General features: G+C 37.0%; 15 protein-coding genes. 12 read left to right on the top strand and 3 right to left on the bottom strand.

Features of this window, described 5'->3' with window-relative positions; all coding sequences use genetic code 11:
- Positions 1–39: 39 nt before the first annotated feature.
- Together mgtE and EHR01_RS04720 are read left to right on the top strand one after the other, a co-directional pair.
- Positions 40–1,443 (top strand): magnesium transporter, encoded by a 1,404-nt coding sequence (gene mgtE, locus EHR01_RS04725; protein ID WP_135693540.1) that lies wholly within the window; start codon positions 40–42, stop codon positions 1,441–1,443.
- 62 nt (positions 1,444–1,505) lie between these two features.
- Positions 1,506–2,141, top strand: a complete 636-nt coding sequence (locus EHR01_RS04720; RefSeq protein WP_135693538.1) for an LA_2219 family laminin/E-cadherin/plasminogen-binding protein — start codon at positions 1,506–1,508, stop codon at positions 2,139–2,141.
- Between the two features lie 47 nt (positions 2,142–2,188).
- Here the strand turns inward: EHR01_RS04720 and EHR01_RS04715 are convergent, their stop codons facing one another.
- Both EHR01_RS04715 and EHR01_RS04710 read right to left on the bottom strand, forming a co-directional pair.
- Positions 2,189–3,160, bottom strand: a complete 972-nt coding sequence (locus EHR01_RS04715; protein ID WP_135693536.1) for an LEA/WHy family protein — start codon at positions 3,158–3,160, stop codon at positions 2,189–2,191.
- Positions 3,161–3,190: 30 nt separating this feature from the next.
- Entirely contained in the window at positions 3,191–3,961 is a 771-nt protein-coding gene (locus EHR01_RS04710) for an exodeoxyribonuclease III (protein ID WP_135693534.1), read from the bottom strand.
- A 50-nt stretch (positions 3,962–4,011) separates the two neighbouring features.
- Here EHR01_RS04710 and EHR01_RS04705 point away from each other — a divergent pair, with 50 nt between their 5' ends.
- The 8 genes from EHR01_RS04705 (at position 4,012) to EHR01_RS04670 (ending at position 17,305) form a co-directional block, all read left to right on the top strand.
- Complete coding sequence (locus tag EHR01_RS04705) at positions 4,012–6,768, top strand: adenylate/guanylate cyclase domain-containing protein (protein ID WP_135693532.1); 2,757 nt, start codon at positions 4,012–4,014, stop codon at positions 6,766–6,768.
- 5 nt (positions 6,769–6,773) lie between these two features.
- Positions 6,774–8,900, top strand: a complete 2,127-nt coding sequence (locus EHR01_RS04700; protein WP_208721730.1) for a FecR family protein — start codon at positions 6,774–6,776, stop codon at positions 8,898–8,900.
- A complete protein-coding gene (locus EHR01_RS04695; RefSeq protein WP_135693529.1) occupies positions 8,890–10,071 on the top strand; it encodes an LIC11435 family protein in 1,182 nt (393 codons plus the stop codon). The genes EHR01_RS04700 and EHR01_RS04695 overlap by 11 nt, the downstream gene beginning before the upstream one ends.
- Positions 10,072–10,114: 43 nt before the next feature.
- A complete protein-coding gene (gene hisD, locus EHR01_RS04690; protein ID WP_135693526.1) occupies positions 10,115–11,407 on the top strand; it encodes a histidinol dehydrogenase in 1,293 nt (430 codons plus the stop codon).
- The gene (gene panC / locus EHR01_RS04685; RefSeq protein ID WP_135693524.1) at positions 11,404–12,264 is read left to right on the top strand and encodes a pantoate--beta-alanine ligase; all 861 of its coding nucleotides are present in this window, start codon (positions 11,404–11,406) and stop codon (positions 12,262–12,264) included. Before hisD ends, panC begins: the two co-directional genes overlap by 4 nt.
- Entirely contained in the window at positions 12,265–15,687 is a 3,423-nt protein-coding gene (mfd, locus tag EHR01_RS04680) for a transcription-repair coupling factor (RefSeq protein WP_135693522.1), read from the top strand.
- A gap of 100 nt (positions 15,688–15,787) precedes the next feature.
- Complete coding sequence (locus EHR01_RS04675; protein ID WP_135693521.1) at positions 15,788–16,456, top strand: lipoprotein LipL31; 669 nt, start codon at positions 15,788–15,790, stop codon at positions 16,454–16,456.
- A gap of 9 nt (positions 16,457–16,465) precedes the next feature.
- Positions 16,466–17,305: an undecaprenyl-diphosphate phosphatase gene (locus EHR01_RS04670; protein ID WP_135693519.1), complete on the top strand. Its 840-nt coding sequence runs from the start codon at positions 16,466–16,468 to the stop codon at positions 17,303–17,305.
- Here EHR01_RS04670 and EHR01_RS04665 read toward each other — a convergent pair.
- Positions 17,285–19,834 carry a SpoIIE family protein phosphatase gene (locus EHR01_RS04665; RefSeq protein ID WP_135693516.1) on the bottom strand — a complete coding sequence of 850 codons (2,550 nt, stop codon included), beginning with the start codon at positions 19,832–19,834 and terminating at the stop codon, positions 17,285–17,287. The genes EHR01_RS04670 and EHR01_RS04665 overlap by 21 nt on opposite strands.
- Positions 19,835–19,864: 30 nt before the next feature.
- Between EHR01_RS04665 and EHR01_RS04660 the strand changes: the two genes are divergently transcribed.
- Positions 19,865–21,046 carry a class I SAM-dependent rRNA methyltransferase gene (locus EHR01_RS04660; RefSeq protein ID WP_135693514.1) on the top strand — a complete coding sequence of 394 codons (1,182 nt, stop codon included), beginning with the start codon at positions 19,865–19,867 and terminating at the stop codon, positions 21,044–21,046.
- A 25-nt stretch (positions 21,047–21,071) separates the two neighbouring features.
- Positions 21,072–22,496, top strand: a complete 1,425-nt coding sequence (locus EHR01_RS04655) for an MBOAT family O-acyltransferase (protein WP_135693512.1) — start codon at positions 21,072–21,074, stop codon at positions 22,494–22,496.

The following is a 22,496-nucleotide window of genomic DNA, read 5'->3' as shown; positions in this document are numbered from 1 at the left end:
ATAACCGTCAATTGTAAATTTCAGGAAATCCGCTGATTTATGGAAGAAGAAAGAAAGAAAGAGTCCGAATTCCGAATCAAAATCGACAGAGAGAGCGATTCCTATGATGAATTTGTCGGACAGATCAAAACCCTAGTTTCCGAAGAAAATTCAAAACAATTAAAAGAGATGCTAGATGGGGCTCACCCCGCAGACATCGTCACTTTATTTCGTGATTTAGAAAGGGAAGAGGAATTATACCTTTTCCGTATCCTACCGAAAGAAGACCAGGCCTATGCCTTAGTCAAAATGGAAGAAGAGACTTTAGAGTCTTTTTTAGAGGAACTTTCTGTAGATGAAATCTCCAATACTCTGAACCATATTGAAACGGATGAAACAACATACCTTCTTTCCTATCTACCTAGCGCTAAACGAGAGTTAGTTTTAGCAAACTTAAGTAAAGCTGATAGTTTTGAAATTCGATCTCAACTTGGATTTCGTGAGTCTTCAGCAGGACGACTTATGTCCAAAGACTTTGCCACTGTTTCCATCACAGACAATGTTCGCAAAGGAATCATTAATGTTCGAAAAAAAGCAAAGGAAATTGAAGATATCTACCAAGTGTATGTCACAGATGAAGATGGAGTTTTGGAAGGATTCATCCCTTTAAAAGATTTATTTCTCACTCCGATCAATACCAAAGTGGCAAAGATAACCAATTTTTCTGTATTTGCCTTTCATTACGACGTGGATCAGGAAGAGGTTGCCAATACCTTTAAAAAATACGATTTATTCAGTGCAGCGGTAACGGATGATTTGGGAAGGATCATTGGTCGGATCACTGTTGATGATGTATTAGAAATTGTGGAAGAGGAAGCTTCAGAAGATATCCTCCTCATGGCCGGGGTTTCTGAAGACGAAAGACTTTCTACCCCCATTTTACAATCGGTAAAACGTAGGATTATTTGGCTCAATGTCAATTTACTCACTGCCTTTGTGAGTTCGACTGTTGTTGCATTTTTTGAAGATACGATTTCGCAAATTGTGGTACTTGCGACTCTTATGCCAATTGTGGCAGGTCTTGGTGGGAATGCAGGAACGCAGTCCGTAACAGTTGTTATTCGTAATATTGCCACTGGAGATCTTTCTTTTTCCAATTGGTGGGAAGCGGTAAGAAAAGAATTTACGATCGGTGTTTTGAATGGGTTTGTACTCGGAACCGTTACAGGACTTATGATCTTTTTTGTGAAAGGGAATCTTGTACTTGGTCTTGTGGTAGGAACTGCTATGCTTGTGAATATGATTGTAGCATCTCTCACTGGGTCCCTTGTCCCCATTGTTTTAAAAGCGATGCGGGTGGACCCGGCGATTGCTTCATCTATCTTTGTGACAGCAACCACAGATGTATGTGGATTTTTCTTTTTCCTCGGACTTGCCACAGTGTTTGCAAAATATTTAATTTAGGAATTGTCCCTTGGATTTTAAATTCTTGCCAGTGAAGGAAAGGGCCAAATACTGATGACAAAATGAAATTCTTGCCTTTGTTTTTACCGGTTGTTTCACTTTCTTTGATCCTCGGTTGCCAATCCACTCCGCAAACCAATACAAATGTTCACACTGAAACCAGTCAGGAAGTGCACCAAACAAAGGATGTACTCCCACCTCCTGGTGGCGAAGGTGAAATCATCCTAAACGAAAAAGGAGAAGAGGTTCAAAACCATTCAGGAGAAATTCCTTTTTTCCAAAAAAAGAGCGATCTTCCCACAGAACTCTTTCGGGTCTATATTGCTTCTGATTCCTATATGGTACGCCAAATTCGTCATACCGATAAAATTCGCAGAAAACCGGATGCCGGTGGGGATGAACTTTCCAAAGAAGAAATGAGGAAGTTTGACCTCTTAAGTTTTGTGGATGATGGAATGATCACCATTGGCCTCAATACAGTCACTGGCAAATTAGAATCCATTGCTTTTGACCGTCGGGTTCCAAGAATCAATGACGTAGCAAAGATCATTCAAAATGATGCTTCACGTTTTAATTATGAACATGCCTCTAAAGATGGAACACCCATCATCACTAAGTTTTTGATTAGTTATCAGATTCGTCTGTATCCTGGAAAAACCAGAGACGAAATCAAACAGATGTTACAAAAGAAAAAGTAAACCGACAATCCGTTTCGGTTTACTTTTTAGACCAATCGTTTATATACTTACCACTTAAAATTCCCTTGTTTTTCGTATTGGAAGGGAATTGGTTCAGATACAGAAGGAACCTTTAGTCCAGAATCCCCTTTTAAGTCAAATTGAGCCGATTTGTTTTGAATGGTTTCATATAACGAAGAACTAATCGATGTTATGGGAAACTTTGTGGCGATTTTAACAGTAGAAGTTTTTCCAGAATTTACAATTTCTTTTGGAGTTCCGTTTAAAAAGTTTTCACCAGCAAGATTTAAATCATAATTAAGTCCTGTCAGATTTAAATTGGAAGCTGCCTCATTAGAAAATATAAAATCAAATTCTGTATTTAGGTCTAATTTTAAATTGGATAAACCTGCTTTGGTTGCTGAAGTTGCGGGTTGTTTTGATCCTCCCAGAAGCCCTTTCAAAAATCCGGTAGCAGTGTCTGCCAAAACATCCGTATTTGATGCACTCAAAATCTCTGCTTCTGTGGGCATAAGGATTTTAAAGTTTTTAATTTCAACATTGGGAAGGATGGCGGGGATTTCTCTTTTTTTGACAAAAGGAAAACTAAGGGAATCTTTTCCAAGAAGTTGCCATTGTTTTGGGATAGGAACTTTCATATTTCCTTCTGCACTTACTTCTAACATTGGTTTGTTTGGAAATTTTTTGTATAAATTCAATAGATCTGTATATTTAAGTTTTACTTCCAGGGGAAGTTGTTTTGTTTTTTTTCCTTCAATGGCTCCTAAATCTGTTTTGATTTGAGAAAGTTTTAAACCTTCTATTTTGATATCCATATCCAGTAAGGAACTGGGAAGGGAAACTGGGTAAGGATTTTCAACGGAAGTGACAACAGAAAGTGTGATATCTGTGAGTGTGATATTTTTGATAGATAAGGAATCGAATTCAAATTCAGGCAAAGGAATTTTATCCTGAATCACACCGAGAACAGAACATTGGAGAGTGAAAAGAGAGATAAGAATAGGGATGGCCAATTTCATCCCAGAACTATCTCCTAAAAAACTACTTTGTCAAGTGAATTGGATTTTCATAACGACTGGTGCATGGTCGGAGAGAACCGGTTCTTTGGCAATTGAAACTGATTCCAATTTGTATGAAGAGGATTTTGTGATAAAAAAATAATCAATCCTCCAACCCTTATTGTTCTTTCTTGCTTGGAACCGATATGTCCACCACGAGTATTCGTCTCGGATCTCCGGCTGTAAAACTCGAAAACAATCTAAAAATCCAGAATCTAAAAACTTGGAAACCCAGGCTCTTTCTTCGGGAAGGAATCCAGAACTCTTCTGGTTGCCCTTGGCATTGTGGATATCCAATTCCGTATGTGCAATATTGACATCCCCACAAACAACCAAAGGTTTTTTCTTTTTTGTATAGGGTTTTGCTAGGTCAAAAAAGGAATCTAGGAAAGTATACTTTACCTTTTGTCTCTCTTCTCCACTTGTGCCCGAGGGAAAATACAGATTCCAGAGAAAAAAATCTGGAAACTCTAGAAATAGTGACCTTCCTTCACTTCGATAGATTCCATCACCAAATCCGACAACCACGGATTTTGGTTTGAGTTTGGTAAGAACAGCAGTTCCGCTGTATCCTGGTTTTTCTGCAATGCAGGTATGGACTTCATAACCCAGACTTCGAAACTCCATTCGGTCAATTTCTGATACAGGAGCCTTTGTTTCTTGGAAACAAATAATGTCAGGATTTTCCTGACGTATAAAATCTAGTAAACCTTTGCTCAAACTGGAGCGAATTCCGTTGCAATTTAACGTGATGATTTTCATCTAGAATTGAGATCGATTGTATGGCCGAATAAGTCGATACTAAAAATGGCATGATAGAAATTTCCGCTGAAATTCCGTTCCTCCGAACGTCCAAACTCGCTTTTCTTTTCTGGGACGAATCCCCTGGAAGCCTAGAAACCTGGGATTGGAATGAGGGGATTACTATATTCTTTCAAACTCGGCGTGCCGGGGAATTGGAATTCCGATTTGGACCTCCGCTTTGGGGTATTCCAACTGATACCAATCGCATTGAGTTTCCCTTTGTATCCATTCATAATATCCCAACAAATAAATACCTAGCTACAGAGTTATCAAGGTTAGGCGAAGAAAAAACAATTTATGTTCTGATCCCTAAACGGATGGAATTAGAAGCACGATCTGTTTTTGCAAGATTAGAATACCTTTGGGATGATAAAATTTCTCCTGATCGTATATCCCATAAATTTGGTCTTACCGGAAAAACAAGTTCTGTTTCAGAATCACAGGTTACAAAAGAAACAAATTCCAAAAAAAATCATTTCAGTTATCCTCCTCTGGAGTTTGTAGGAAAGTCGGGACGAAAAAAAATCAAAGAAGAGGTTTTGGTTTCTGCGGGGAACCTAAATGGTTCTTATCCAGAAACGGATTCTGAACTTTCTTTTGTAAATCCAACTGAAGTTACTTCTTTTGAAGATGAGTCACCAAATCATCCTTATGATTTAATTGAATCTTCTTTTGCCGAAGAGGTTGTGACAAAAGAACCGGTTCCAGTGGAAATTTTATCAAAAGCGGAATCGACAGAATCTAAAACTACAGAGTCTCCCGAATTACATACATTAGATGGATCCTCAAATACTAAGTTTTCACTTCAGTTAAAAATGATGGGTGTCATTAGTTTTCTTTTTGCATTGTCTGTGGGAGTTATTATCTTTTTTGCTTCTTTCTATTTTAAAAGATCCATTGAACTTCAGTTGCGAGACAATAATATTCGTATTGCGGAAATCATTGGTTCAAAAGTTAAATCTGATATTCTAGGAGTAGTGGAAAAAGGTCGTCAAATTGCAATTACCCTTACAACCCAAGGCCTTCCGGAAGCTGAAAGAAAACTTCTAATCAAAACTTTTTTTCAAAATGATAAAGAATTCATTTATTTAGGAATTTTTGAAAGAAAAGAAAATACTCTCATTATGAAACGAGAGGTATTTAATGAAGAGGAACTTAAAAAAAGTTCTGTTACAGAAGAAGATTTTCATAATGTTGTAAATCGCAATCGAGATGCATTGGCTGAGGCCTTTAATGGACAAGCCGTACTTTTAAACTCAAGTCCTGGATTTCAAGAACCATCATTCGCCATTGCCATTCCTACTTCTGAAAATGGGGAATTGGACAACGCTCTTGTGATGATTGTTAAATTAAACAAAATCATTGGTGCATTCTCCAAAAAGGGAATCGAAACTACCTTCATGGTAAACGGGAATGGGACTGCCCTTGCTCATCCCAAAGAAGACTTAATTCTTGCGGCCACTGACCTTGCTTCTATGCCAATCGTAAAATCGATGTTAACGAGTGCACCCAATACGGGACAAATGAGTTATATCGATGAGGAATTAGGTGGTTCTTATTTAGGTTCCTTTCAAAAGATTGGATTTGCAGATGCTGGAGTGATTACGATTGTTTCAGAAGAAAAAGCATTTGCTGACGTTTATAAAAGCCAAAAAACAAATCTATATATTGCAGGAATTGGACTCTGTGCAGCACTGATCTTTGTATTTTTCTTTTCTAAAACAATTACAAAACCAGTATTACAACTTCTTTCTGCCACTTTAGAAATTGCAAAAGGTAATTTTAAAATTGGAATCAAACCAACGACTCAGGATGAGGTTGGACTTCTTACCAAATACTTCATCGATATGGGACAAGGTTTGGAAGAAAGAGAGAAGGTAAAAAACATTCTGGGAAGTATGATTGATCCAGTTGTGGTCCAAGAAGCCATGGTAGACCTTGCGGCTTTGAAACGAGGATCAGAAACTCATATCACTGCATTTTTTTCTGATGTTGCAAGTTTTTCAACAATCTCAGAACAATTAAAATCCGCGGATCTTGCAGCTTTACTGAATGAATATTTATCCGCCATGACCCTTCTTCTGAAGAAACATGAAGGAGTTTTAGATAAGTACATTGGGGATGCTATTGTTGGAATTTTTAATGCTCCCGTTCCTGTAATCGACCATGAACTAAAAGCGGCTCGTGCTAGTGTCGATATGGTGATGAAACTTGCTGAACTAAGGGAATATTGGACAAAAAACAATCTTTATTCCAAAGAAGCTCAAGTGATGGATGCACGAATTGGATTGAACTCTGGACCAGCTAAGGTTGGTTTTATGGGTACAGATGCCTTAGCTTCTTACACGATGATGGGTGATACAGTCAACCTTGCTGCCAGGTTGGAAGCGGCAGGTAAGGATTATGGAGTCAACATTCTGATTACCGATCCGATCCAAGCGGCCATCCAAGAGGAAATGGTGACTCGTTATATGGATTTGGTTCGGGTAAAAGGAAAAAATGAACCTGTCAAAATTCATGAACTAGTAGGTTATAAATCTTTGGTTTCACCAAATCAGATAGAAGCTGCGCAGATTTATGAAGCCGGTTTCAAAGCTTATTTAGAAAAAAACTGGATTTCTGCGATTCAATATTTTACGGAATCTGAAAAGGCAAAAGGTCAAAAAGATAAATCCTGCCATATGCTCATTGAACGTTGTGAAGAATATAAAATCAACCCACCTGATTTTGATTGGGACGGTGTGTTCACAAGGACACATAAATAAGTTTTATGAGATGGTTGAACGATACAAGATTTGTTGTCACTTCGTTAGTTTTACTAATTCTTGTATTCTCATACTTTCTCTATCGAAATTTAAACGATCGTTTCATTGACTCATCAAGCCCTACGATTGGAGTGATTACTTTCAAAAATAAAACTGTACTACGAAAGTATAATGATGCAGTTGTTTGGGATTTAATTGAATCCAAAACAGAAGTAAAAAATAGAGATACAATTCGTACAGAAGGATTATCTGACGCTGTTCTCACCTTAAATGATGGAACAAAAATCAATATATCCGAAAATTCAATGATTCTTTTGGATATTTCAGATCGGAATATTAATATTAATTTTGCTTATGGATCATTTGAAGCTGCCCGTGAAGGAACAGTTTCTGGTGATATGAAAATGAACATTACCGCTGGTGATAAAACCGTACAAGTAGCAAGCGGGGATGTAAAACTCGATAAAACAAAATCTGAATTAAACATCAAAGTAGACCAAGGGGAAGCAAAACTCACTACTAACGGAAAAGAAGAAACGATAGCCAAAGACCAAGTAGCAAATGTTACAGAATCTGGAGTAAAAGTAGGAAAACCTGTATATCGATTGGTGGGGCCTGAGGATAGAAAAAATATTCTTTCCGAATCTGGTTCAGAGAAGATTTTATTTGCGATTTCTGGTTGGAAACAGGATCAATTCAAACAAACAAATCCAACGATTGAAATTTCATTATTCCCCGACTTTTCCAAATCTTTGGTCAAAGAAAAGTTAACTTCACCAAACCTATCTAAAAAATTAAGTTCAGGTTCGTATTATTGGAGAGTTTCGTATGAAGACCCAAATTCAAAATCCAAACAAACAACAGAGGTGTTTCAGTTTAGAATTTTAAGTGATCCTTCATTAAAAATCTTAAGTCCTAAACCAAATGAAGTTTTTTCTTATACCCAGGAAGTTCCTGTGGTTCGTTTTGTATGGAATCCTCTGGATCTTTATTCTTCTTATACAGTCCTTGTTGCTAAAGATACAAATTTTTCAGATATCGCTGTTTCAAAACAAACTCAAAATCAATCCTTAGCCTTTGATTCTCTAAAAGAAGGAAATTATTTTGCAAAGATCCAAGCAAAATCCAATCTCCCTGGGATTTCGGAGAAGGTTTCCTCTGTTATTAGTTTTCAAGTCACAAAAAAAGCAAATTTGACTCCTCCAGAGCTTTTAGAACCAAACAAAGGAAAAAGTTTTGCAGAAGAACAAACAAAATCCCAACTATTCTTTTCTTGGAAGGATGATAAAGACTTCATTCAATATGAGTGGGAACTGAGTTCTGATTCTAATTTTTCATCAAAAATTAAGACGGAGACTATCAAAAATAATTTTCTAAAACTTCCAAGTGGTCTTGGTGTCGGAACCTATTTTTGGAGAGTGAAAGGAATTGGTTCGAATGGAGCTACTTTGGAATCAAAGTCCAATACCTTTACAGTGATCGCCAAAGAAGAAATGGAATTAATAGCACCAGCAAACGGAGCTGAGGTGGAAGTGGATGAACGCTCTGTTGTCATTCTAAAGTGGAAAAAGTTAACAGGAAAATCTAATTACGAAATAGAAATAGCAAAAGGATCAGATTTCCAACATCTTATCACAAAGGAAACGGTTTCTGGAAATTATTTTGAATTCAAATCCAAAGATTTTGGCAGATTTTTTTGGAGAGTGCGACCTGTTGGATCGGATTCATCGGATACTAGCGCACCTCGCAGTTTTCAAATGATTTCCAATATGGAACCTCCTAGTTTGGTGAGTCCAAGTCGAAATGAAACTGTCGATTTGTTTTCTAGAAATTCTATTTTGTTCACATGGAAATCAGTTGAGAAAGTTTTTAGTTATCGAATTCGATTGATCGATATTTCTGGGATTCGAGAAAAACAAGTATTGAACGAAAGGATTAACTCTACAAGATTCCAATTCAATGAAATTCAAAAATTGAATGTAGGAAGGTTTCGTTGGGAAGTCGCGGCACTCTACAAACAGGCAGATGGAACGGAACGCGAATCTGCTTATAATAAACAGGACTTTTTTATTTCAGTTCCAGAACTAAAGGTTCCAAAAATCCTAACACCAGGGAAGATTTATGTGGAATAACTTTCGGTTATGTTTCATTTTACTTTTGGTTTCTTTATCTTCTCTTTTCGCACAATCAAGTAATGAAGAGGGAACTCAATACCAATTGCGTTGGTTAGACGTAGAAGGTGCAACAGGATATGTTTTAGAAATTAAGAATTCCAGTGGCTATCTTGTTCTTTCAGAAAGAGTGAATGGGACAAGTTACGATTTGGTAAACTATACTTCTGGGATTTATGAACACAGAGTGGCTGTAATCAATAAACTGGGTAAAGTAGGAAGTTATTCGGAATGGGTAAGATTTGAAGTTGTTGTTTCTAAGGTTCCGACATTAACAAAAGATTCCGTATACTCTGTGTCGAAGGAAGAAAAAGAAAAAGTATTTTTGTTAGAAGGAAAAGATTTTATCAGTCCTATGAAAGTTTACATGGTGACTGGTGGTAAAAGAATTCTTGCTAAAAAAGTAGTCATTGAATCGGATTCGGTTGCCAAAGCAACTTTCGCAGTAGATGCTGATACTGATACGGGAATTTATGATTTAGTTTTAGAAAATCCACGGAATAAAGTGCTTACCGCCAAACAAAGAGTTGTTTTATCAGATTCAAAAGAAAAAGCAGCTCGTTTTGCGCAAAGGCAAGAGCGAATCGTAAAAAAAGAAATCCCTGAAGACTACTACGAAACTCCATACTTTTCAACACTTTGGAGGTCTACCGTTCTACCAGGTTGGGGCCAAAAATACATTGATGGAAACAATTGGAAACTTTATGTATTTCCTGTTGTTGCCCTGTCTGCCGTTGCTCTCTATGCCAATTCCTATAATCGGTTTTTAAGTGCTAGATCCGATTACCAATCTACAGTCCTATTGGGAGCTTTACTTGTGGAGAGACAGGATACGCAAGTTTTATGGTTAATCAACCGAACCAATGCAGAGGCAAAATTTAACTCCGCCAAGTCTGAGTTAGGTGTAATCCAAGCCGGAGCTGGGATTTTAGGCGTTTTTTTACTCTATAATATTGTAGATTCTTATTTTTCAGCCAAACGGAATGTTGCAAACTATGAACCTGGATTTCCTCTGGGTGAAACGAACAAACGTGTGCAAGCTTCCGTCAGTACGGATGCGGGTTGGAACCAATCAAAATTTGCCTATGAATATAGCTCGAGGTACCAAATCGAATTCTCTTCCCGTTTCTGACAAAAAGCTTGTTTAGGGAAGGTCTTCCCCTCATGCTGATTTTATGCCGATTCCCATTTTACGTTCCGACAGAAATTCTAAAAAAGAATTGGATCGTTTCCTTTCGGGAGCGAAAGAAGATCTGAGTTCTGCTACGGCAAAAATCCTTCCAATCTTAGAGGCCGTCCGAACGAGGGGAGACAAAGCCCTTATCGAATACACAGAAAAATTTGACGGGATTCAGTTGCATTCGGTTAGCCTTGATCCGCATTCCATACAAACAGATCTAAATCAAAATGTGAAAGAAGCCTTCCTTCGGGCTAAATCAAATATCGAAGCCTTTCACGAGGCACAAAGAAGAGAGTCTTGGTCGAGGACCATTGATGGCAACCGATTGGGTGTCAAATACACTCCCATTCCTTCTCTTTCTGTTTATGCTCCTGGTGGGAAGGCATTGTATCCTTCTAGTGTCCTCATGGGTGTGATCCCTGCCAAAATTGCTGGAGTCAAAAATATCCAACTAATCACTCCGCCACAAAAAGAGGGACTTCCGGATATTCTTGTTTGGTTATGCCAAATTTTGGAAGTAAATCGGATTGTTACAGTTGGTGGAGCGCAGGGAATTGCTGCTGGAGCTTACGGAACAGAATCCATTCCAAAATCAGAATTCATTGTTGGTCCAGGAAATGCTTATGTAGCAGCCGCCAAATCATATTTAGCTGGGCAAGGTATCATTGGTATTGATAGTCCTGCTGGCCCGAGTGAGGTTTGTATTATTGCTGATTCTTCTGCTAACCCGAAATGGATCGCTTGTGATATGTTATCGCAAGCAGAACATGGGGAAGATTCTTCTGCCATTTTACTCACAACAGAGGAAGATTTTGCAAAAGAGGTAAGTGAAGAATTGGAAAAAGCCTTTGTTGCACGCCCCAAACGGTTAGAGATGAAACAAAATTCCATTTATAAAAATTCAGCTATTTTGGTTTTTCCGAGTATAGAAGATTGTATTTGGTTTTCGAATGAGTTGGCTCCCGAACATTTAGAAATTCAAACAAAAGATAACGAATCCGTTTTTTCAAAAATTGAACATGCAGGCAGTGTTTTTATTGGTCCATATTCACCAGTGGCTATGGGGGATTATATCAGTGGTACCAATCATATCCTTCCGACTGCCAGAGGTAGTCGAATCTATTCTTCTCTTGGCGTGGATACATTTTTGAAACGAGTAACTTTCCAAGAAGTAACAAAAGAATCCTTACAAACTCTCTATCCATTTGTAAAATTAATGTCGGAATTAGAGGGATTGGATGAAGAGCATGGAACGAGTGTTAAAGTTCGTACAGAGGAATCATTGTGATCGTTATATCTAACATTCAAGAACTAAAAAAACAAATTGGAATATGGAAAAGGGAAGGATCCTCCATTGGTTTTTGCCCTACAATGGGAAGTTTGCATTCAGGTCATATGGATTTGGTAGAAACTTCGAAGAAAAAAACTGATAAAACAATTGTATCAATTTTCGTAAACCCCACTCAGTTTAATGATCCAAAGGATTTTGAGAATTATCCGGTGAATACAGAAACCGATTTGAAGTTATGCGAAGAAAAGGGAGTGGATTTGGTTTTTTTACCCGAAGTCAAAACCATTTATCCGGATACCAAAACTCCAATCCAAATGAGTATCCCAACATTACAAAAACACCTTTGCGGACGCACAAGGCCTGGTCATTTTGAAGGTGTATTACAAATTGTATCGAAACTATTCCATTTAACTGAACCTACGACTGCTTTTTTTGGACTGAAGGACTACCAACAATACCGGGTGATTTCGGCGATGGTACAAAATCTTAATTTTCCTTTGGAAGTGGTTGGGGTTCCCACACGAAGGGAGCCGGATGGGCTTGCAATGAGTTCACGTAATGTTCGTCTGAACTCTAAAGATAGGGAAACAGCAAGTCTCATTCCAAGAATGTTTGCCTTGGCCGAAAAAACTGTTCTTGGTGGGGAACGGAACCTTCCTCTTTGGAAAGAAATTCTAAGGGATTTTTTGCTCACAGGAAGTTCTGTTCGTATTGATTACTTAGAAGTTGTAGATCCAGTTGATCTCCAACCGATTGAAAAAATGGAAGGAGAAGTGCTTCTCGCATTGGCTGTGTTTGTTGGTGATGTTCGTCTCATCGACAATCAGATAATTAAAATTCCAATTGAAACCTAAATGTCCAAAGAAATCGAAGATCGAAAATTTAATCCTAAACTTGTATTATCTGAAATAAAGACTACCTTAGTCAATTTGAGTGGGATTCCAGAATCGGCTCATTCTTTTGTGACAGGTTCTTTGTATGAAACACTTAACTCAGATTCTACTTTTTTAGTTGTACTGCCGACTAACCAAGATGCAGAGAGTTTTTCAAGAGAACTGTTGAGTTTTTTACCACAAGAGGAAATTTTTTATTTCCCTGGTCCAGAAAATATTCCTTATGAGTATACAAAATGGCAAGTAGAATGGAAACGTGATAGGATTCTTACAATCAATCGTATTTTGTCAGGAAATCGTTGTTTGGTGGTTACTTCAGTTTCTGCTCTTCTTAGAAAACTTCCGGTAAAAGATAGTTTAAAAGGAAAATCCATTACATTAAAACTGGGAAAAGATTTTCCCTTGGATCGTTTATTGTCCGATTTGGTCAATTTAGGATATCATAGGGAAGAAGTATGCGAACAGTTTGGTCATTTTAGTTTAAAGGGTGGAATTTTAGATATTTACACTCCTTATTTGGCAAACCCTGTGCGAATTGATTTTTTTGGCGATACGGTAGATGAAATTCGAACCTTCGATCCCAATACCCAAAAGTCCATTGCAAAAATTCAAGAAATTGTCATTACTGCAGCAAACGAAACCATTGTGAGTCGGGAAGAGAAGACAAAATACCAGGAGATTTTGGTTTCCCATAAAGAGAGACGCATTCCCATCGACTCGGAATTAGAAATCATTGAGGAACATCTTCCGTTGATTCGAAATCACGAAGGTTTTTTAAATTTCTTTCCTAAGAAACCAATTGTCATCTTTCCTAGATTTTTTGATACGAAAGAGCGTTCTTATGGAATGGAAAGAGAATACAACACTCTTTTCGAAAAGAAAAAAGAAGAAGCCCTCTGTTTAAAACCAGAAGATTTACTCTCCTTTGGAGAGGAATGGAATACTCTTACTTCAGAGGAAACTCCAGGAATCCGGTTTTCGCTTTTACCGGACCACCAGAAAAATTTTTCCTTTGAACCAATCACTGAAGTTAGGGGGTTTCGTGGAAAGATTCGTGAGGCAAAAGAATATTTTTTAGAGTTATTAAACGAAGATCCCAAAAATAAAATTTTTATTACTTCTTCCTTTTCTGCTCAGATGATGCGATTAAAAGGATTATTTTCTGAGAACGAAATAGAAACCGTTCATTCTGAATCGGAAGAACCAAGACCCCTTCCACTTACTTCAGTTAATCCTGGAATTCATTTAGTGATTTCTGATCTAAAACGTGGGTTTCATGTTTTAGAGGATCATATCTATATTTTTACTGATAATGATTTATTCGGGCGTCAGTACAAACGAAAAACTCGTTATAAAAAACAAGCCTCCCAGATGATTGAATCTTTCATTGATTTGAAAGAAGGCGACTATGTAGTACATGTCAATCATGGTGTGGGCCGATTTGTCAAAATTGAAAGAACAAAAGCAGACGGAAAAGAAAGAGACTTTTTAAAATTAGAATATGCAGGTGGGGATAGTTTATTTGTTCCCCTCGATCAAATTTCGTTAGTTCAGAAATATATTGGCGGAACGGACACACCCAAACTCGACACTCTTGGAAAAAATTCTTGGAAAAAAGCAAAAGATCGAGTTCAGGAATCTGTTGATAAACTTGCCGAAGAACTAGTGTTACTTTATTCGAATCGAATGAAATTGAATGGTTTTGCATTTCCACCTGATACCATTTGGCAAGAAGAGTTTGAAGCCGCCTTTGAATTTGAAGAAACACCTGATCAAATTTCTGCAATTGAATCGGTAAAACAAGATTTAGAATCTGCAAGGCCAATGGATCGTTTGGTCTGCGGTGACGTTGGATACGGGAAAACAGAAGTAGCGATTCGTGCTGCATTCAAGGTAATTATGGCTGGGAAACAAGTAATGCTTCTCACTCCCACAACCATCCTTTCCTTACAACATTTTAATACTTTCAAACTGAGATATGAGAACTACCCGGTAAAAATTGCTTTTGTTTCTCGTTTTCGTTCGCAAGCGGAAATTCGAGAAGATCTAAAGAATTTTTCAGAAGGTAAAATTGACATGCTCATCGGAACTCATGCGATTTTGTCTTCAAAGGTAAAACCCAAAAACTTAGGCCTATTGATTATTGACGAAGAACAAAAGTTTGGTGTCACTCACAAAGAGGCGATTAAAAAATTCAAAAATCTTGTGGATGTTTTGACCTTAACAGCAACACCGATACCGCGAACTTTGCATATGGCTCTCACTGGAATTCGTGAACTTTCTATAATTTCGACAGCACCAAAAAATAGACAAAGTGTCGAAACTTATGTTTTGGAAGAAGATGACACTCTCATTCAGGAAGCGATTCGGAAAGAAATTGAAAGAGGTGGGCAAGTTTTTTATCTTTACAATCGGGTGGAATCAATTGAAGAAGAGGCCGCTTATATTCGTTCATTGGTTCCGGAAGTTTCTGTTGGTATCCTTCATGGTCAGTTGACCGAAGATGAAATCGAAGAAACCTTAGTCGATTTTTATGAAAAAAAATATGATATTTTAGTCACAACAACAATCATTGAATCAGGAATTGATATGCCAAATGTCAATACTCTGATTGTGAAAAGGGCTGATATGTTTGGTCTTTCCCAGTTATACCAAATTCGGGGACGTGTGGGTCGCTCTGATAGAAAAGCCTATGCCTATATGTTTTATCCATCTAAAAAACTAATGACTGAACTTGCAGAAAAGAGGCTGAATACAATTTTCGAATACCAAGAGTTAGGTTCAGGTTTTAAAGTCGCCATGCGTGATTTAGAAATTCGCGGTGCGGGGAATCTTTTAGGGAAAGAACAATCCGGTGATATCATGGAAGTAGGTTTTGATCTATACGTCAAAATGTTAGAAGAGGCGATTTCACGAATCAAAGGTGAAGAAGTGCGAGTGGAAGTTCGTACTGCTGTTAATTTGAAAACAAACTTCTATCTTCCAGATGATTATATCCCGGATACAAAACAGAAAATTGAGTTCTACAAACGTTTTGAAGGATCTGCGAATTTGGATGAAATCGAGGAACTTTCCCTTGAGATGGAAGACCGATTTGGGGAACTGCCTCAAATTGCAAAGACCTTCGTGGAATTGGAAAAAATCCGCACTTTGGCTTCCAATTTAGGTTTCGAATTCGTGACAGAAAAACCTGATGAAATTCTATTCAAATGTGGAACCTATTTTCGGGGAAATCCTGACCGTGTGATCCAAGCCATGGCCAAGTTCAAAGGTTTGCTCATTTCGCCTCAAGAGCCATCTGTATTGCGTTATACGATTCCGGAAAGAGAAGATCTCCAAAAAATCAAAAAACTGCTCTCTCTTTTGGAATTTTTAGCCGCTTAATTTTTAAGCATTAGATTCAATCTAGTTCGCTTAAAAAAGGATGGACATTGCGGGAATTCACGAAACCATCATCCCAAATCCTTTCAGGCACTAAAATAATATGACTAAAATCCTTCCTTTGTTTGTTTTTTTGGCATCTCTTTTCCTCGTTCAGTGTTCGGACTCCTCTCCGGTCATCGAAACTTTGGATAACCATAAAATTACCGTAAAAGACTTTGAAGCAGCTTATGATACCGCTCTTGATTCAATCAGCCGTTTGCAAAATATCGAAAAGAAAACCCTTTTGGAATTCATTGAAAAAGACATCAATGAGGTTCCTCAAAACTTTCAAGATTTGAACTACCAACTTCAAAAGAAAAACTTCTATCAAACTTACCGCCAAATGATTATGACTCGACTTGTTGCTGAGAAAAACGGATACATTTCTCGTCCGGACGTTGCAGAAGTCATTAAACAAGTGGAAATGCAAACCATTGCTCAAATGTACGTTTCGGAACAAGTTGAGAAAAAAATCCAAATCACTGACGAACAAGCAAAAGCGGAATGTGAAAGACTTCGTGGTATGGATCGAAATATCGCAAACCTAACAATTGATAAATGCCTCACTTTTGCAAAAGCACAAATCAAGCAATTACAAACAAGAGAACAACTTCCTCTGGTAGTTGAAAGAATCAAAGAAGAAGTTACCATCAAACGTAACGATAAATTTGATTTAGATGCATACCTTGCACCAAAGAAAAAAGTGGAAGAACCAGCTGACAAAAAATAATAAGTCGGAATGGACAATACTTTAAATGCGTTTCTCCGTGGCATCATTGAAGCTGCCACGGAATTCCTTCCCGTTTCTTCTACAGGACATCTTTTTCTTTTTAGTTACTTTTTTCCTTTTGAAAACCTTACAATTGATCATGAAGCCTTTGAGGATTTGTTTGATATATTCATACAAACAGGTGCAATACTTTCTGTTGTAGTATTGTATTTCAAAGTTTTATGGAAACATACCAAAACTGCCGTTCAATTTGTAACCAAAACTACCGATGATAAGTCTGGATTTGAATTCTATCGCAATTTAATTGTTGGGATCCTTCCTATCCTCATTCTCGGTTTTTTGTTTAAAAACGTATTAGACCAAATTAAAATGAGACCTGATCTTCTTTTAATCCTTGGACTTTCTTGGTTTGTGGGAGGTCTTGTGATGGTGTTTGTAGAATTGAAACATTATGACGAAGGAGATGGTCGGATCATTGGGATGAAGGAGTCTATACTTGTTGGTCTTTTCCAATGTTTCGCTTTGATACCTGGTGTTTCAAGGTCAGCAGCAACAATCATCACTGCAAGGACACTTGGTGTTTCGAAAAAAGACTCTGCTGAGTTTTCTTTTTTTCTTGCGATTCCCGTCTTAACTCTTGCTGGTATTTATAAACTTTACAAACACCGAGCCATTTTGAATTCGGAGACCATTGGCCTTCTTTTTTTTGGTAGTATAGTTTCTTTTGTAATTTGTTACTTTATCATTCGATTGTTTATGGCCTTTATCCGCAGAAGGAGTTTTTTGTCCTTCGGAATCTATAGAATTCTACTTGGACTCCTTGTTGTTTTATACTTTTTCCGCGGTTAAAAATTCTAAATAAAACTCTTTTTTGTCTATATTCTTTGTTAAATCAAGCAGATGCAGAAACAATATTGTATTCTGCTTGTGAAACTTATTTCTTAAAAACAGTCGTTCGCTCCAAATCACAGCTTCTTGTGTTTGATTGTTTTTGAATAAGGTTTTAGCTGTCAGATAGAGATAGTCTTCTCTATTTGGATTTTCATTTGTCGCCAGTTTAAAATTTCGAATGGCTTCTCCCCAATTTTTCAACTGATAATACAATTTCCCTGCAAATGCATAAAAATTTGGGTGAGGGAATTTTTCCTTAAGAGTTTCTAATTGTTCCAATGCGAATTCATATTTCTCTTGTTTTGCTTTTGTTTTGATTTCTATATATTCTTTTTTGACAAAGTCAGGGAGTGACATCCTTCTGTTTTTTGGAGAATATTCTATTTTTAGAAATGATAGGTCATCAGTGATTTCTCCATTTGTTTCGATTTCATAAACCAAATTAGTGAGATCTGACTTAGAACGTTCCACAAAACGTAAAATTAATGTTTCATCTTCGTTGATAATTCTTGTGCCGTTTTCCTCTTGGATAAATCCGATGTCGTCTCTTCCATCCGAACCAATGAGTAAAGTATCTCCTGGTTCTAGCGCAAAGGTTTTGATTTGAAAGTAATGGTCGTTTTTGGGAAAGCCGAGTTTTCTCATGGATAGTTCTGTTTCAATAAATGAAGCAACTCCATCTCTATAGAGAATACTCCAAGGATGTTCTGCATTGATATAGTAAACAAATCCATCTTTTGCGACCATCCCAAGGACAACACTAGACAACATTGATCCATCAAAACTAACAAATACAGATTGTAGTTCCACGTATAAATCTTTTAGCCAAAGTTCTGGTGGTCTTGATTTAGTATAACTGGATTTTGCTCGGGAAAGTACTGCTTGGAATACAACGCCTAAGACCAATGCGCCGCCTGCACCTTGGATTGATTTTCCCATTGCATCTCCATTGGCAAAAACAGTATATTCTCCTAATTCCAAATGCACAGTACCAACAATACAGATGTCGCCGCCAATTTCTCCGTCTTTGCCTCGAAATTGAAATTTTTTCTTTTGGTTCACATAGGTTTCAATATGAATCTCTGGAATATGGTTATCGATGCGTGCAAGTGGATGGATGAGAAGGGATGTTAAAAAGTAATCACCATCTTGTTTTTCTTTTAGAATTTGTAATTGGTTTAGTGATTCATTTAAGGCGTCAGTTCTTTCTTCTACTTTTTTTTCTAAGTTTTTATTTAAATCTTCTACTTCCTCATTTAGTTTTACAAATGAATTTGCGAGAATGATCGCAAGAGAAATATTGAAAACAAGAAATGTATATCCCATAATTCGTGGGAACACCCAGTAATTACGATTAGTGGCTGTGTCAACGACTGCTGCAAAAAGAACGATCGTAAGCCCGATGGTAATATAAAATGCTCTTCTCTCTTTTTTCTTTAGGTTTTTGAAAAGAATCGCAAAAATTAGTATAACATATAAAACCCAGGTTGGTTGGATGAAGTTAGTCAGTAAAAAACTAAACGTTTCTATGTTATGAGTCAGCGCAAAATAGATAAAACAAACAAGTTGAATTCCATCTAAAATTTTACCAAGGATATGGTATTTTTCTTCGAATAAGGTGCGAAGAAAATGATACATGAATGGTATGAGTAATAGAATTGTCATGTATTCCAATTTTTTCATTTCTAAAAATGAAAAATCAAATTCATACTTTAGTTGGTTTCTTAAGAAATTATAAATAACGAACGAGAAGGAAAATAATGCAAAAAACAAATTTTCTCTATCTTTTCTTCTTCGAATAAACAAAAAGAGAAAGTAACCTCCGACTGTAGAATAAATCGTCAGAAATAGTAACTTAATAAATTCGTCTTTGTAAAACCGTGCGTTGACTTTATCTGTGGGTCCAAGTAGGGTCTCATCTTGTTCGATCCCACCAGAGTTTCCGAAATAAGGTTGGATTTTAATTAATAAAAGATTTTTTTTCCCATACTGAATGAGTTGAGAGGGAATATTGTAAAATCGTAACTTGTCATATGCTTGTGGTTCCGTTGCATTCCATTCTCCTGTTTGACCTATCAATTTCCCGTTTAAATACGTCCTGTCCCTATCATTGATCACTCCTAGGCGAAAACTTAATTGTTTAGTTGAATCCTCAGGAAACTGAACCCATTTTGCTAGTGTGACAATTTTCTTTGTAGCATAGTTTTCTTTATTTTGATAAAGATTTCCTGGAACTGCGATTTGTTTCCATGCTTTCGTTTTGAAATTTGACTCTGTAATGGATTGGATTTCTTCTTCGCTCAATTCGTCTTCATTCATATACCAAAAGGAATCGGGATCATTTTGATTGGTATCGAGTGAAACAATATCATTTTCATTGGTTTTTGTAGTAGAATTCGGTAATGTTTGGGAATGAAGTAGGGAAAAAGAAAAGACAAGAAAAATGAGAATCGATTTTATCATATATAAACGAACTTGAACGTTCATAACTCTGTAATGTTTCCAAATGGATTCAAAATGGTCATTCGATTAAAAAAGAATAAAGAAAAAGCAGTATTAAATTTTCATCCTTGGATATTTTCGGGAGCCATAGCTTCAGAAGAAAAGGGATTGCCTTCCGGTTCCATTGTACGAGTGGAATCATCATCAGGTGTTTTTTTAGCCTGGGGACATTATGATCCCAAAAGCCAAATTCGTATTCGTTTGTTCTCTTTTGAAGAATTGAAAAATGGAAGTGAAGAATCATTTTGGATTGAAAAATGGAACGCTATTTATCAATCCAAAAGATCGCTTCTCCCCAAAGAAACAACTGGATTTCGTCTTTTTCATTCAGAAGGCGATGGAGTACCTGGTGTAGTTGTCGATTGCTACCATGAAACAGCTGTTATGCAGCTAAAAACACCAGGGGCTATGGGTCTATGTGAATCTTTGGTTTCATTTTTATCTCAAAAAGGTTTCAAAACCATTTTAGAAAGACGTGAAAAATCAGATGATAAAGTTGGCGGAGATTTTATTTTTCATAAGGGAACAGAAACAGAACCTGAATTTACTGAACATGGATTCAAGTTCATTGCTGACATTACGAAGGGACAAAAAACAGGATTTTTTTTAGACCAAAGAGACAATCGAGCATTGGTATCTCGTTATGCAAAGGATCGTATAATTTTAAATACCTTTGCCTATTCTGGAGCTTTTTCTGTTTATGCATTATTAGCTGGAGCAAAATCTGTTCATAGTTTAGATATATCGAAACAGGCAATTGAACTTTGTGAAAGAAATCTAGAACTAAACGGAATTAACTTAAAACAGCAGTCTGAAAAACACAAAAGTTTGATTTTAGATAGTTTCGATTATCTAAAGACTATGGATTCCAATTTTTATGATTTAATCATTTTGGATCCTCCAGCATTTACGAAAAGTATAAGTACAGTCAACCAGGCTAGCCGAGGTTACAAGGACATCAATATGAGGGCCATGTCCAAAATAAAATCTGGGGGGCTCATTTTTACCTTTTCTTGTTCACAGCATATTTCCTTTGATCTCTTCAAAAAAATTGTTTTCGGTGCTGCCAAGGATGCCAAAAAGAGCGTTAGAATTTTGCACCATCTTACCCAAAGCCCGGACCACGCATATTCTGTCTTTCATCCGGAAGGAGAATACCTAAAGGGGCTTGTGATTCAGGTTGATGGGGATATATGATCAATAATATTGGTGAAATCTTAAAATGAAATTTACGTCCCTTAGTTTTCTTTTGTTCTTTCTTGTCGTGTATTGTTTACACTGGGTCTTTCGCGGCAAATTCCGCTTGGGGTTTTTGTTTTTGGCCTCTTTTGCTTTTTATGCAGCTTGGTCAATTCCATTTGCTTTTCACTTTCTTTCGATTGTTTTGTTAAATCATTTTTTTAATAAACAAATTCTGAAAAATAAATCCTCCTTTTGCTATCCTGTTTCTCTATTTGTTAACTTTGGAAATTTATTTTTATTTAAATATTTTTATTTTCTTTGGGCTTTATTTTTTCAACTCACAGGAAGTTTGTTTTTTGCTCCCGAATCCATCCAAAGTTTTTTAAACTCCCAATTCGGTGTTGATTCCATCACTTTACCTCTTGCGATCAGTTTTTATACCTTCCAAATGGTTGCCTATACCATCGACATCAAAAGAGGGACAGCTGAAGAGAATCCAAACTTTTTCCAATTTGCACTTTTTATCTTTTTTTTCCCACAGTTGGTGGCAGGACCCATTGTTCGTCACGGAGAATTTTTTTACCAATTAGAAGTTTGGAATGCAAAGAAAGAACAACTCTTTGAAGGTTATTATTTAGTTTTTCTTGGTTTATTCAAAAAGGTTGTTATTGCCGACAACCTTTCACCAGTGATCGAACCAATTTTTCAAAATCCGGACCAGTATGATGGTTTAACGAATTTTATCGCCTGGTTCGGTTATGCGGCAAGAGTCTTTTGTGATTTCAGTGGTTATACGGATTTAGCTAGGGGACTTGGGAAACTTTTAGGTATCAATTTACCGGAAAACTTTCATGCTCCATATCTATCACGTTCCGTCCGAGAACTTTGGACTCGATGGCACATGACGCTTGCTACTTGGATTAAAGACTATATTTATTTTCCGTTAGGTGGTTCAAGGGTATCTGAGTATCGCGGTTACTTAAATTTAATTGTTACCTTTACACTTGCTGGATTCTGGCATGGAGCTAATTTTACTTTTATTATCTGGGGATTTTTGCACGGTTTGATGTTAAGTGTGGAAAGAAAATGGGAGCTCATTCGGAAAACCGACAAAACTCTGGTAACCCCATATTGGAAGCAAGGTTTGGGAATTATCTATGGATTCTGTTTTTTTGTTTTTACCATTCCATTTTTTAATGCCCCAAGTGTTCATAATGCTTTGACCATGTATGGAAGGGCGTTCACGGGAGCTTCTGGGGAACGAACCAATAAAATGGAGCTGATTGTTTATAGTTTGGCTCTTACTTTTTTGCTCAACTATATACAAACGAAACCAAGTTTTCCTCGCGAGAATTGGTCAACCAAAACTTCTGTTAGTTTTCTGCTGTTATTTTCATTGGTTGTTACCATCTTATTGGGTTATTTAGCACCGGGAGGAACGGAATTTATTTACTTCCAATTTTAA

Source organism: Leptospira mtsangambouensis, from assembly GCF_004770475.1.
Classification (GTDB): domain Bacteria; phylum Spirochaetota; class Leptospiria; order Leptospirales; family Leptospiraceae; genus Leptospira_A; species Leptospira_A mtsangambouensis.
This window is presented reverse-complemented; position numbering and strand designations above follow the sequence as displayed.